Genomic DNA, 12,717 nt, shown 5'->3' on the forward strand with positions numbered 1-12,717 from the left:
ACCTGGAGGAACACCGTGGCCCGTCCCGTCCTCGCCGTCACCCTGGGCGACCCCGTCGGCATCGGACCCGAGATCACCGCCCGCACCCTCGCGGCCATCGCCGGCGAGCCGGACCACCACGGCGTGGCCGTGGGCGACGCGGAGGCGCTGCGCCGCGGCGCGCGCGCCGCCGGTGCGGACGTGGAGGTCCGAGAGGTCCCCGACTTCGCGGTCGAGCCCGCCGGTCCCGGCGTCATCGACGTCCTCGACACCGGCGTCCTCGGCACGGACGTGCCCGACTGGGGCACCGTCGACGCGCGTGCGGGCCGCGCCGCCGTCACCGCCATCGAGACCGCCACCCGCGCGGCCCTGGCGGGCGAGGTCGCCGGCATCGTCACCGGCCCGATCAACAAGGAGGCGATCTGGCAGGCCGGCTCGAAGCACCTCGGGCACACCGAGATGCTGGGCGAACTGACCGGCGTCACCCGCCAGGACACCATGTTCGTCGTCCGCAACACCGCGGTCGACGGGCACCACCTGCGGATCTTCTTCACCACCCGGCACGTGGCGCTGCGCAAGGCCCTCGACCAGCTGACCGCGGAGCGGGTACGCAACTCCGTCGACGAGGCCATGACGGCGCTGCGGGTCTTCGGCACCGAACGGCCCCGGCTGGCCGTCGCCGCCGTCAATCCGCACGGCGGTGAGAACGGCGCCTTCGGCGACGAGGAGATCGAGCACATCGCGCCCGCCTGCGAGGCGGCCCGCGCCGACGGACTGGACGTGACCGGCCCGGTGCCCGCCGACTCCGTCTTCCACCAGGGCCTCACCGGCCGCTACGACGGGGTGCTCTCGCACTTCCACGACCAGGGCCACATCCCGGCCAAGACCTACGACTTCGACGGCACCATCTCCGTCACCGTGGGGCTGCCGATCCTGCGCACCTCCGTCGACCACGGCACCGCCTTCGACATCGCCGGTACGGGCAGGGCCGACCACGCCACCATGCTCTCCGCCTACCGCGCCGCCGTGGACTACAGCCCGTACGCCCCGGCCATCCGTGCCACCTATGGCTGAGCCGTCCGCCGCACGCAGCGGCACCCGTGCCCGGCACAAGGCGCTGCTGGCGCTGCTGCGCGAGGGCACCACGCATGTGGACGAACTCGCCACCGCGCTGGAGGTGTCCGCCTCGACCGTCCGCCGCGATCTGCGGCGGCTCACCGTGGACCAGCAGGTGGCCCGGACCTACGGCGGCGCGGTGGTGCCGGAGGCGTTCCATGAGCGTCCGGTCGCCGAGAGCGCCCGTCTTCGGCTGCGGGCGAAGGCCGCCATCGCTCAGGCGGCCCGGCCGCTGGTGCCCGCCACCGGAGCGGTCTTCGTGGACGCGGGGACGACCTGCGCCGCGCTGGCCCGGCACCTGGCCGAGGAGTGGGCCGCCGCCGGCGACCACCAGGCCCTCGTGGTCACCCGCGGCCTGGAGACCGCGCAGGTCCTCGCCGACGCGCCGGGCGTCGAGGTGGTGATGCTGGGCGGCAGTGTCCGGCCGCTCAGCCACGGCCTTGTCGGACCGCTGGCCGATCTCGCGCTGGAGCGGCTGTCGTTCGAGGTGGCCTTCCTCGGGGCCGATGCCGTGGATCCGCACCGTGGTGTGGGGGAGCCGACCTTGGCGGAGACGGCCGTCAAGGAGCGGGTGGCCGTGCGGGCGCACCGCGTCGTGGTGCTGGCCGACGCGACCAAACTCCGGGTGCGCGACGCGCCCGCCTGGGCCCGACTCCCGGACGGCTGGACGCTGGTGACGGACGCGGACGCACCCGAGGAACTGGCCGGACGCTGCGCGGAGACCGGAGTCACGCTGGTACGGGGGTGACGGGAACAGCGGCGGCGTCCGCCACCGACGGTCGGTGACCGGGCTGCGGGCACTGACAGATCATCTCCGGCATGGTTAGGATGCCGGAGATGATGAACTTCTCCTCGTGCGGATTGGGGGAATCGTTCGCGCAAGGTGAGTGCTGATGGCACATCACCCCGCGAACCGGATTCCGGCCCGCTTGCTGATGTGGCAGCGCGTGCGTGAGTACGCCGTGCCACCGTCCATGATCGAGACCGCGACCGCCCGGCGTGCGGTCGGTGACTGGGCGGGGGCTTGCGCCGCCGCCCGGATCGATGTCGACCTCGATCTGCGCGCCGTGCGCGACCGGCACGGCACCGAACTCGTCACCCTTCTCCGTGCGGATCTGCGTCGGCTGGCGCCGGACCTGCTCCGCTGGCACATGCCCCGGATCGCCCCCGACGGGCGGCTCCGTCCCGGCCTCACCGTCCCACTGGCCTGTTACCCGGGTCTCGGCCCCACGGCCCCGCAGTTGGTGGTGCGCACCCCGCCGGCCTGGGCGGACGCCGGGCAGCGGATGTCCCTCGCCCTGTGGGAAGGGGCCGGGGGCGACACCCGCGGACAGCCTCCGCGGCGCGGCCCGCGGCCCCGACTGCGCCCCTGCCCGCATCCGCACCCGCACCCCGACCGGCGCTTCCGGCTCGATCTGCACCGGCACCTGTGGGACGTGGATCGAAGCGGTGAACTGGCGCGCCGGTGCGGTGCGGCGGACGGGACGTCCGCACCGTCCATGGCGGCTCCGGTACGGCCCGCGGGGCCCGGACGGTCCACCGCCCTCGGCTCCCCCTGGGCGGTGGCACGTTGGGCGGCCGAGGCGGAGGTGCTGTTGCGGGCCGCGGGCCGCACCCGCGGGGCCTTCACCGTGCGGCTCGGTACGCGCAGCCGCGCCGTGCTCGAACTCGTCGCTCCCGACGACAGCCATGCCCCGGCGCTGCGCCCGCTGCGGGAGGGGCTGCCGCCGCAGGAGGTGGCGGCGCTTCCGGTGCTGCCGGAGGCGGCGGCCCGGGTACTCCCTGATCTGGAGCTGCTGCGGGCCGGGCTGGTCACGGCCGAGCGGCTGCACCCGCTGGTCGCCGCGGCGCTGGCGCCGTCCCGATCGGCACCGCCGTCGGCCGGTTCCGTTCCCGAGCCCGGCGATCCGCACCGGGTCGCGTGCCGGGGCGAGGTGCACCGGATCGCCCTGCGGGACGGGACGCTGTCGGCGGTCGATCACGACCCGGACGAACTGCGCAGGGAAGAGCTGCTGGTGGCGCTCGGCGGACCGGCGCTGCCCTGTCTGCGGGCGATCGACGCGGTGCACCGCGACCCCCAGGCACTGCCCGCGGTCCGGGAGCGGCTCGGCCACGGCGATGTGGCCGGAGCGCTTGCCGTGGTCGAGGGGCTGCTCGGCCCCGGTGCGGTACTGCGCGACGGACCACTACGGGAGGCTTTGCGGTCGGCAGCGGCCCGCCGTATCGACCACGGGCTCTTCCGCTCGGGGCTGGTCGCCGTCCACCCCGCTGCCGGCTCCGGCACCGGCCCCGAACGGGGCGACGGCGCCTCGGTGGTGCGGGAGGCGAGAGCGGGCCACCGCCCGCGACTCGACCGCCGTACGCCTCCCGCGATGCGCCGCAAGCGGGACAACCGGGCCCGGCCCCGCACGGGCCTGACCCGCTGACCGCCAGCCCGTCACCGAAGTCCTCTCCCACCCGGCGCGATCCGCGCCGCACACCCGCACGCCGTCCGGACGGGACGACCCGTCCCCTCACTCGACCTCAGGTGATGCCCATGACCACCAGCACCGTCCTGCCCGCCTCCGCCCCGGCCACCGACCCGCCCCCGCCCGGCGCACCCACCGCACCCGGAACCGGCGACCACCTCGCCGTCGCCGACGACCTGCTGACCCTCCTGCGGACGACCACCACCGAGCCGCGCCCCGACGAGCAGCTCGAAGCGCTCACCCTGGCCGTCGCGGCCGACCTGCCCGTGCTGCTGTGGGGCGAGCCGGGGATCGGCAAGACGGCGGCCCTGACCCAGCTCGCCACCTCCCTGGACCTGCCGCTGACAACCGTGATCGCCAGCGTCCACGAGCCGTCCGACTTCTCCGGGCTGCCCATCGTGGGTGACGACCCGGCGGTGCAGGGCGTGCCGATGGCGCCACCGCAGTGGGCCGTGGAACTCGTACGGGCCGGGCGGGGACTGCTCTTCCTGGACGAGCTCTCCACCGCGACCCCGGCCGTCCAGGCAGCGCTGCTCCGGGTCGTCCTGGAACGGCGGGTCGGGGCGCTGCAACTGCCGCCGGGCGTGCGGATCGTGGCCGCCGCCAATCCGCGCGCCTCGGCGGCGGACGGCTGGGAGCTCAGTCCACCGCTGGCCAACCGGTTCGTGCATCTGAACTGGGTGCACGACCGGCAGGTGGTGGTGCGCGGGCTGGGTGGGGTCTGGCCACGGGCGGAGCTGCCCCGGCTGGTGCCGGAGCGGCTGCCGGAGGCGGTGGCTCTCGCCCGGCGCGCGGTCTGCGGCTTCCTGGAAGTCAGGCCGACCCTGATCCACCGGCTGCCCAGCACCGAGGCGCGGCGCGGTGGCGCCTGGCCCTCACCCCGGAGCTGGGAGACCGCGTTGACCCTGCTGGCCTTCGGCACGGCGGCCTCCGTCTCGCGGGAAGTGCTCGCGCTGCTGGTGCGGGGCGCGGTGGGCGACGGGCCGGGGCTCGAACTCCTCGCCCACCTGGACCGGATGGACCTGCCGGACCCGGAGTCGCTGCTGTCCGATCCGGCCGGGGCCGAGCTGCCGGCGCGGGGGGACCTGCGTCAGGCGGCGTTGGAGGCGGTGGTGGCCGCCGTCGGGGCGCGGCCGGAGCGCCGGCGGTGGGAGGCGGGCTGGGCGGTGCTGGTCCGGGCGCTGGAGACCGGCGCCCCGGACCTGCTGGTCGCCCCCGCGACGGCACTGGCCGCGCTGCGGCGCGACGAGTGGGAGGTGCCGGAGGCGGTGGAGCGGCTGGCAGGGGTGGTCGGCCTCGCCCGGCGCGCCGACCGGTCGGTGGAGCGGGCCGCGGCGGCTGCCGAGGCCGGGCGTGCGACGGGGGAGTGCCGATGACGGGGGCGGCGAAGCGCCCGGTGCCGCGCCCGTCGCCGCGACCGGCGCCCCGGCCCGCGCCGCCGCCCGTCCCGGCCCCCGGGCGGGCCGCGGTGCCGAGCCGGCACGAGGGGAGCTCCGGCGGCCCGGCCGGCCGTTCCGAACCCGCCCTGGACAGGGAAAAGTTGCTGGCCGCCCGCCTGCACGCGGTCACAGTGCGCCCTTATCTGGCCGAGGCGCTGTTCGCGCTGCACGTGGTGGAGGACCGGTCGGTGCCGACGATGGCGGTGGACGCGCACTGGCGCTGCTATGTCTCCCCGCGCTTCGTGGACCGCCTCCCGGTGGAGGAGTTGGCGGGCGTCTGGGTGCACGAGGTCTCCCATCTGCTCCGGGACCACCACGGACGGGGCGAGCGGTATGCGCGGGAGCAGGGGGAGCAGCGGGAGTACCGACCGGGCGGGCGGAGCGGGACGCCGGCCACCCCGGCCGAAGGAGGGGAGAGGCTGCGGCGGAACATCGCCGCCGACTTCGAGATCAACGACGACATCTACGGTGACGGTCTGCCCCGGCCCGCCGGGGCGGTGCTGCCGTCGCTGCTGCGGCTGCCCGACGGGCTGCTGATGGAGGAGTACCTGCGGACGGCGTCGATGTCCGGGCTCACCGCGGACCTGGCCTGGCTGGACTGCGGCAGTGGTGCCGACGGGCAGCACCGGCCGTGGGAGCTGGGGCCGGACGGGGCGCACGGGCTGAGCAGGCAGCAGCGGGACGCGGTCCGCTTCCGGGTCGCGGAGGGGATCAAGGGCCGACCGGGTGCGGCGCCGGAGGGGTGGCGCCGGTGGGCGGACGAGGTGTTCCATCCGCCGCAGCCGTGGCGGCGGTTGCTGGGGGCGGCGGTCCGCTCGGCGGCGGGCGCGCCGGGAGCGGGCGAGGACCACAGCTACCGGCGGCCGTCCCGGCGCTCGGCCGGTGTCCCCGGGGTGCTGCTGCCGAGCCTGCGCCGCACACCGCCCCGGGTCCGCATCGTGATCGACACCTCCGCCTCGGTGAGCGACGCCGAGCTGGGCAGCGCCCTGTTGGAGGTGGCGGCGATCTCGCGGGCGGTGGGCGGGCGCCGGGACCTGGTCTCGGTGATCTCCTGCGACGCGGCGGCCGGGGTCGCCGTCCCGCTCTGCCGCGCCGAGCACATCGAGCTGATCGGCGGCGGGGGAACGGATCTGCGCTCCGGCTTCGCACGGGCGCTCCGCTCCGGGCCGCGCCCGGACGTGATCGTCGCCCTGACGGACGGTCAGACACCGTGGCCCTCCGCGCCGCCGCCCTGCCGCACCGTCGTCGGCCTCTTCCCCCGCCCTGCCGGCGCGGTGGACGAGGACAACCCCGACTACACCCCGGACACCCCGCCGTCCTGGGCCCGAGTCGTCACCATCGGCTGACGGGGCGCGGTGGAACCGGCCGGGCGGGCAAGGTCCGATCGAGGACGGTCCTAGCTGACCGGTACGTCCTTGACGAACACGATGCCGTCGTAGCCGGGCAGGTGGGACGGGTCGAGCGAGGCGTAGCCGTAGTAGGGGGACTCGCGGTGGGCGGGGCGGGTGTCGCCGAGGGCGGTGGCCAGCCGGGGGACGTCGACGAGGTGGCGGTCCTCCGGGAGGGCGTACAGGAGTCCTTCGAGGGTGTCCGGGGGTGGGGAGTCCACGCCGTGGTGCCGGAGCGTGCCGAGGGCCGTGGCCAGGAACGCGTACTCCTCGCCCAGGCGGGCGCTCACCAGCGCGCCGGCGCTGAACCACTCCACAAGCGGCTGGTCCCGCATGCGCATCGAGCTCTTCTCCCGCTGGAGGTGGCCGTTGTGGGCGTGGACCAGGGTCGGGCCCCGCCGGGCGAGGGCGAGGAGGTTGTCGGCCATCATCTGGTCCCGGATGCCCACCATCCGGGCCATCCGGGCCGGTGAGGTGTCGGCCGTCCAGAAGTGGTAGCGCAGCAGGCCGAGAGCGGTGCGCCCGTACAGGCGCGCCCGGTCCAGGTCCTCCCGCGAGGTGGCTGCGGCCAGGTGCGGGGCCTGGGCGTCGAGCAGCGCCACCAGATCGTCGGCGAGCAGCCGCAGTCGACCGGCCTCGGCCGACTGCCCCACGGACCGGGCCGGGTCCCTCATCGCGGCGGGATCGGTCCACCGGTCGTCGGCGCCGAGCAGTTGGTCGAGGGTCTTCGCGGTGCAGGGGAGCAGGTCCGCGTCCACCTGGGCCGCGAGGTAGCCGTGGAGTGCGGTGAGGGTCTGCCGGGGGCTCGCGGCGCCGGTGATCTCCAGCGGGCTGTCGAAACCGGCGAAGCGGAGCCGGTCGGCGGCGGGCCGCCCGTGGTTGTAGGCGCGCATCCAGCGTACGAGTTCGCGGTTGGCCGCGGAGGTGCCGAACCCGAGGTCCGGGTGGCTGAACCCCTGCTCCATGACCTCGTCGAGGGTGCCCGTGCCCGAGGTGACGTAGTCGTCCACGATCAGCCCCCTCACGCAGTCGCTCTCGATCGCGAGCGTTCGGTAGCCGGCCTGTTCGACGAGTTGCCGGAAGAGTTCGTTGCGCAGGCCGAGCAGCTTCTCCTCGCCGTGGGCGGGCTCGCCCAGGGCGAGCAGCCGCGGCCGGGCCGGGAGCAGCGACATGACGGCGGCGGCTTCGACGGCATGGACGGCGTCCCTGATGTCAGTAACCATGGGCCTCAACGGTATCGTTGAACTTCCGGTTGAAACTTCTTCGCACCACCGGCGGGCACATGGGGGAAAAGCTTCAAAACGGTGGACGGCTCAGGCCGATTGATCTGGCGCGCGGGCACGGTCTGTCCACCCAGGCGGTCAGGAACTACGAGGCGGCCGGCGTCCTGCCGGCCGCCGATCGCACACCGCACGGCTACCGCGCCTACACCTCGCTGCACGCGGGGGCCCTGCAAGCGTTTCTCGCACTGCTGCCCGGCCACGGCCACCGGACGGCGACATCGATCATGCGGGCGGTGAACGAGGGCGCGGTCGATGAGGCCTTCCGCCTCATCGACGAGAGCCACGCCCAACTCCTCGACGACCGCGGGACCCTCCAGTCCGTGGAGAGCGCCCTCCGCGATCTGGAGCCCGGGGCGGCGCCGGAGTCCGATGCGGCGCACGAGTCCGGTGCGGCGTCCGGTTCGGCCGCGGGGTCCCGGACCGGCGGCAGCATGTTCATCGGGCCGTTGGCCGGCAAGCTCGGCATCCGGCCCGCGACGTTGCGCAAATGGGAGCGCGCCGGGGTGGTGCGCCCGCGCCGCGACCCGCTGACCGGGTACCGCGTGTACGACGAGGCCGATGTGCGGGACGCCCGGCTGGCCCACCAACTGCGGCGGGGCGGGCGGCCGTTGGGGCAGATCGCGCCGCTGCTCGCCCAGGTGCGGGCGGCCGGTGGGCTGGAGCCGCTGGAGGCGGCACTGTGCGACTGGCGCGGCCGGCTGTCCGCCCGCGGGCGGGCGATGCTGAACGGCGCCGCCGAGTTGGAGACATACCTGCGCGAGCGCGGCTGAGGCGAACGCCTGGCGGCGCGCACCCCGTCTGCCGGTCGACGGTTGCCGTCGACGCGGAATTTCACTGGCACATCTCTTGACGCACCAGTCCCGCCCGCACTTTACTCCCGTTCACAATGACAGATCGCGTTTACGTATGTGGACGGAAGCGGACGGAAGGCTGGCCTCATGGCGCTCCCTCAGCAGCAACGGCAATCATGAAGTCCCCTCTTCGCCCACCCGTGGCCGCCGGCCCGCCGGGTCGGCGTACCACCGTGCTCGCCGTCGCCTGGGCGGTGCTGTTGACGGGTGGGTGCACCGTCGCCAACTCCGGGTCGGCCGCCGGCGCCGACACCGTGCAGATCGTGCTGCCCGAGGAGCCGCCCACCCTGGAGCCGTGCGACGCCTCGCTGACCGCCACCGGCCGGGTCGTGCGCTCCAACATCACCGAGCCGCTGGCCGAGCGGGTGCCCGAGACCGGCGAGTTGGAGCCGAAGCTCGCCACCGGCTGGAAGCAGACCTCACCGACCACTTGGAAGTTCACCCTCCGCAAGGGCGTCACCTTCCACGACGGCACGGCCTTCACCGCCAAGGACGCGGCCTTCTCCATCGACCGGACGCTCGACTCCGGTATCGAGTGCAACGTCGACGGCTATGTCTTCGGTGACAGCGAGATCACCGCGACCGCCGTCGACGCCACCACGGTGCGGGTCACCTCCCAGGAGCCGGACCCGATCCTCCCGCTGCGGCTGTCCTTCGTGGAGATGGTCCCCACCAGCACGAAGGCCGACTCCCGCGTGCGCGAGCCGGTCGGCACCGGCCCGTACCGCATCGACAAGTGGAACCAGGGCATCAATCTGCGGCTCGCCCGCTACGACGGCTACTGGGGCAAGGCTCCCGACTACCGCGCGGCGCTGTACACCTGGCGCGCCGAGGGCAGCGTTCGGGCCGCCATGATCAGCAGCGGTGAGGCGGACGTCGCGGTGGGCCTGGCACCGGCGGACGGGGCCGGTGACCACGCCGTCGAGTACCCGAACAACGAAACCTCCTACCTGCGGATCGACGCCGGCAAGCCGCCGCTCGACGACATCCGGGTGCGCAAGGCCATCAACTACGCCATCGACAAGAAGGGTCTGGTCGCCTCCGTCTTCGCCGGGCTCGGCAGGCCGGCCGGGCAACTCGTGCCGGACGGCGTCACCGGTTACAACCCGGACATCAAGGCCTGGCCCTACGACATGAAACGGGCGAAGTCACTGATCGCCGAGGCCCGCGCCGACGGCGTCCCCGTCGACACCGAGATCACGATCATCGGGCGCAACGGCATCTACCCCAAGGCCGCCGAGGCCATGGAGGTGGTGCAGAAGGGGCTGCGGGACGCCGGGCTCCGGGTGGAGGTGAAGATGCTGGATGTGAACGCCTGGACGGAGTATCTGCTCCGGCCGTTCCCCAAGGACGCGGGCCCGACCCTGCTCCAGGCCCAGCACGGCAACCAGGCCGGTGACGCCGCGTTCACCATGGACCAGATCTACGGCAGCAAGGGCGCGCAGAGCAGCTACGGCACCCCCGGCCTGGACGAGCGGATCCAGCGGGCGGAGCGCGCCGCGGGCAGCGAGCGGCAGACCCGCTTCGCCGAAGCCCTCGCCTACCAGAGCGAGAAGGTCGTCCGGGACGCCGTGCTCGCCCATATGAAGGGCATCATCGCGCTCGCGCCGGATGTGACGTACAAGCCGGACTCGGCGAGCGGCGACGAGATGCGCCTGGCCGAGATCCACCCGGCGGGCTGAGAGGGACGATGCTGACATTCCTGAGACGCCGGATCCTCTCCAGCGCGGTTCCGCTGCTGGTCGTGGTCCTGGGCGTGTTCTTCCTGGCCCGCCTCACCGGCGATCCGGCCAACCTGTACCTGCCGCTCAGCGCCACGCAGAAGATGCGGGAGGCCTTCTCCGCGCAGCACGGTTTCGACGACCCGCTGCTGGTGCAGTTCGGCGACTACCTGGCACAGCTGGCCCGGCTCGACTTCGGCGAGTCGCTGCGTACCGCGCAGCCCGCCGCAGAGGCCGTACTGCGGGCGTTTCCGGCCACGCTGCAACTGGCGGGCATCACCCTGCTGCTGGCGGCCGCCGGAGCGGTCGTCGTCGGCAGTCTGGCCGCCTACCGGCCCAACTCGCCGGCCGACCGGATCGCCGGCTTCCTGTCCTCGACGGCGGCGAGCACCCCCGACTTCTGGTTCGCGATCATGGGCGTGCTGATCTTCGCGGTCACCCTGGACTGGCTGCCGACCTCCGGCACGGTCGGCGCCGCGGCCTGGGTGCTGCCCGTGGCGACCCTGCTCATCCGGCCGTTCGGGGTCCTGGTGCAGGTGGTGCGCGGCGCGATGGTCACCGCGCTGTCCGAGCCGTACATCAAGGTGGCGCGCAGCAAGGGCGCCGGCGAGCGGCGGGTGATCTTCACACACGCGCTGCGCAACGCGGGGGCGCCGACGCTCACCGTCGCCGGGGATCTGGCCGTGGGGCTGATCAACGGTGCCGTGGTGGTGGAGACCATCTTCGGCTGGCCGGGCATCGGCAAGCTGATGATCGACTCCATCCTCCAGCGCGACTTCGCGGTACTGCAGGCGGCGGTGCTGCTGACCGCGCTGACGATCTTCGCGCTGAACCTCCTCATCGACATCTGCTACGTGCTGCTCGACCCGCGGGTCAGACAAGGGGCGTTGGCGTGAGTACGCACGAGATCGGGAACGCGAACGAGAACGAGAACCGGAGCGGACCGACCGCGGAGGCCGACGGGGCACAGAGCGCGGGGGCCGGGGAGGACACCGGCCGGGCCGGGCTGCTGCGCCTGCTGGTCGCGGACCGGATGGCGGTGGCGGCCTGCGTGGTGCTGCTGCTGGTCGGGCTGTGCGCGGTGCTGGGACCGCCGCTGCTCGGCGACCTCGCCCGTGAGCAGCACCTGCGCGCGGTGAAACTGCGGCCGTTCTCCATGGACGAGGGCTGGGAGTTCGTACTCGGCAGCGACTCCCTGGGGCGCAGCGTACTGGCGCGGCTGGTCGTCGCGGCGGGCACGACGCTGTCGGTCGCCGTCCCGGCCGTGCTGCTGTCGCTGGTGGTCGGTTCGGTGTGGGGCATGTGGGCCGGCTTCCACCGCGGCTGGCGGGAAAGCGTCTCGATGCGGATCGCCGATGTGATCCTCAGCTTCCCGTCCCTGCTGCTGGCCGTGGTGGTGCTGTACGTCTTCGACCCCAGCGTCGCCAACCTCGTCGCGGTGCTGGCGATAGCCCGGATCCCGGTGTATCTGCGCACCGCGCGGGCGGAGTCGGCGGAGCTGCGCGGCAGGCTGTTCGCCGACGCGGCCCGCACCTTCGGCACCGGCAACTGGGCGATCGTGCGGCGCCATGTCGCGCCGATCGTGCTGCCCACGCTGCTCACCGTGGCCGCCGTGGACTTCTGCTTCGTGATGCTGACCGAATCCTCGCTGAGTTTCCTCGGCATCGGCATCCAGCCACCGGACGTGTCCTGGGGGCTGATGGTGGCGCAGGGCCGCGCCGAACTGCAGAACGCCTGGTGGACCGCGGTGTTCCCGGGCCTGGCGATCATCCTGACGACCGTCGCGATGACCGTGCTCGCGGGCTGGGCCCGGATGGCCGGCGACCCCGCCCAACGCTGGCGACTGACCGTGCCCAGCAAGACCCGGAAGGGAGAGCGGCCTTGACCGGACATGGCACATCGGGCACCGAGACCGGCAGCGGCACCGCGCTGGAGGTGAGCGGACTGACCGTGGAGCTCCGTACCCCTCGGGGCCGGACACCGGTGGTACGGGACGTCGCCTTCTCGGTCCGCTCCGGGCAGACGCTGGCCCTGCTCGGCGAGTCCGGCTGCGGCAAGAGCATGACCGCGCAGGCCGTCGCCGGCCTCCTCGACCCCGTCGCCGAGGTCGTCGGCGGCCAAGTGCGCCTGGGCGGGCGGGACGTGCTGCGGCTGGGCCGCAGGGAGCGCCGCGGCCTCGCCGGACCACAGCTGGCGATGGTCTTCCAGGACGCGCTCACCGCCCTCAACCCCGTCTACACGGTGGGCTCGCAGCTCGCCGAACCGTTCCGTATCCACGAGCAGGCCTCCCGGCGCGTCGCCCGGGACAAGGCCGTCGAGCTGATGGAGCGGCTCGGGATCCCGGAGCCGCGGTTGCGGGCCAAGGCGTATCCCCACCAGTTCTCGGGGGGCATGCGGCAGCGGCTGCTCATCGCGATGGCGGTGGCGCTGCGGCCCTCGGTGCTGCTCGCCGACCAGGTCGCGGTGATGTAC

At 73.8% G+C, this 12,717-nt stretch carries 11 protein-coding genes; 10 read left to right on the plus strand and 1 reads right to left on the minus strand.

The genetic code is table 11. The features are described from left to right. The first annotated feature begins 15 nt into the window (after positions 1 to 15). The 5 genes from pdxA to KBY19_RS29120 all read left to right on the plus strand — a co-directional run bounded on the left by pdxA (position 16) and on the right by KBY19_RS29120 (position 6,348). Entirely contained in the window at positions 16 to 1,053 is a 1,038-nt protein-coding gene (gene pdxA, locus KBY19_RS29100; RefSeq protein WP_210967033.1) for a 4-hydroxythreonine-4-phosphate dehydrogenase PdxA, read from the plus strand. Beyond that, the gene (locus KBY19_RS29105; RefSeq protein WP_099885151.1) at positions 1,046 to 1,843 is read left to right on the plus strand and encodes a DeoR/GlpR family DNA-binding transcription regulator; all 798 of its coding nucleotides are present in this window, start codon (positions 1,046 to 1,048) and stop codon (positions 1,841 to 1,843) included. The genes pdxA and KBY19_RS29105 overlap by 8 nt, the downstream gene beginning before the upstream one ends. Positions 1,844 to 1,988: 145 nt before the next feature. After that, the gene (locus tag KBY19_RS29110) at positions 1,989 to 3,521 is read left to right on the plus strand and encodes a hypothetical protein (protein WP_210967034.1); all 1,533 of its coding nucleotides are present in this window, start codon (positions 1,989 to 1,991) and stop codon (positions 3,519 to 3,521) included. 110 nt (positions 3,522 to 3,631) lie between these two features. Then, positions 3,632 to 4,939 (plus strand): AAA family ATPase, encoded by a 1,308-nt coding sequence (locus tag KBY19_RS29115; protein WP_099885153.1) that lies wholly within the window; start codon positions 3,632 to 3,634, stop codon positions 4,937 to 4,939. Continuing rightward, positions 4,936 to 6,348 carry a VWA-like domain-containing protein gene (locus tag KBY19_RS29120; RefSeq protein WP_210967035.1) on the plus strand — a complete coding sequence of 471 codons (1,413 nt, stop codon included), beginning with the start codon at positions 4,936 to 4,938 and terminating at the stop codon, positions 6,346 to 6,348. The genes KBY19_RS29115 and KBY19_RS29120 overlap by 4 nt, the downstream gene beginning before the upstream one ends. A gap of 50 nt (positions 6,349 to 6,398) precedes the next feature. Here KBY19_RS29120 and KBY19_RS29125 read toward each other — a convergent pair whose 3' ends face one another. Then, positions 6,399 to 7,613, minus strand: a complete 1,215-nt coding sequence (locus KBY19_RS29125; protein WP_210955186.1) for an erythromycin esterase family protein — start codon at positions 7,611 to 7,613, stop codon at positions 6,399 to 6,401. Positions 7,614 to 7,672: 59 nt separating this feature from the next. On the opposite strand from KBY19_RS29125, the gene KBY19_RS29130 reads away from it, so the two are divergent. The 5 genes from KBY19_RS29130 to KBY19_RS29150 all read left to right on the plus strand — a co-directional run. Then, positions 7,673 to 8,443, plus strand: coding sequence for a TioE family transcriptional regulator (locus tag KBY19_RS29130; protein WP_210955185.1), 771 nt, complete (start codon positions 7,673 to 7,675; stop codon positions 8,441 to 8,443). Positions 8,444 to 8,640: 197 nt separating this feature from the next. After that, positions 8,641 to 10,206, plus strand: coding sequence for an ABC transporter substrate-binding protein (locus KBY19_RS29135; protein ID WP_185018474.1), 1,566 nt, complete (start codon positions 8,641 to 8,643; stop codon positions 10,204 to 10,206). Positions 10,207 to 10,214: 8 nt separating this feature from the next. Then, on the plus strand, positions 10,215 to 11,141 hold the full coding sequence (locus tag KBY19_RS29140) for an ABC transporter permease (protein ID WP_099885158.1): 927 nt from the start codon (positions 10,215 to 10,217) through the stop codon (positions 11,139 to 11,141). Then, on the plus strand, positions 11,138 to 12,130 hold the full coding sequence (locus tag KBY19_RS36920) for an ABC transporter permease (RefSeq protein WP_307842269.1): 993 nt from the start codon (positions 11,138 to 11,140) through the stop codon (positions 12,128 to 12,130). The genes KBY19_RS29140 and KBY19_RS36920 overlap by 4 nt, the downstream gene beginning before the upstream one ends. After that, the coding region (locus KBY19_RS29150; RefSeq protein ID WP_210967036.1) for an ATP-binding cassette domain-containing protein at positions 12,127 to 12,717 on the plus strand (591 nt) is incomplete at its 3' end. The genes KBY19_RS36920 and KBY19_RS29150, both read left to right, overlap by 4 nt.

The sequence above is a fragment of the Streptomyces sp. B15 genome (genome assembly GCF_018070605.1).
In the GTDB taxonomy this organism is placed as follows: Bacteria; Actinomycetota; Actinomycetes; order Streptomycetales; family Streptomycetaceae; genus Streptomyces; species Streptomyces smyrnaeus.

Coding starts and splice junctions, on each gene's coding strand:
- KBY19_RS29115 (WP_099885153.1), top strand. CDS start 3,632: ATGACCACCAGCACCGTCCTGCCCGCCTCCGCCCCGGCCACCGACCCG.
- KBY19_RS29125 (WP_210955186.1), bottom strand. CDS start 7,613: ATGGTTACTGACATCAGGGACGCCGTCCATGCCGTCGAAGCCGCCGCC.
- KBY19_RS29110 (WP_210967034.1), top strand. CDS start 1,989: ATGGCACATCACCCCGCGAACCGGATTCCGGCCCGCTTGCTGATGTGG.
- KBY19_RS29130 (WP_210955185.1), top strand. CDS start 7,673: ATGGGGGAAAAGCTTCAAAACGGTGGACGGCTCAGGCCGATTGATCTG.
- KBY19_RS29135 (WP_185018474.1), top strand. CDS start 8,641: ATGAAGTCCCCTCTTCGCCCACCCGTGGCCGCCGGCCCGCCGGGTCGG.
- KBY19_RS29105 (WP_099885151.1), top strand. CDS start 1,046: ATGGCTGAGCCGTCCGCCGCACGCAGCGGCACCCGTGCCCGGCACAAG.
- KBY19_RS29140 (WP_099885158.1), top strand. CDS start 10,215: ATGCTGACATTCCTGAGACGCCGGATCCTCTCCAGCGCGGTTCCGCTG.
- KBY19_RS29120 (WP_210967035.1), top strand. CDS start 4,936: ATGACGGGGGCGGCGAAGCGCCCGGTGCCGCGCCCGTCGCCGCGACCG.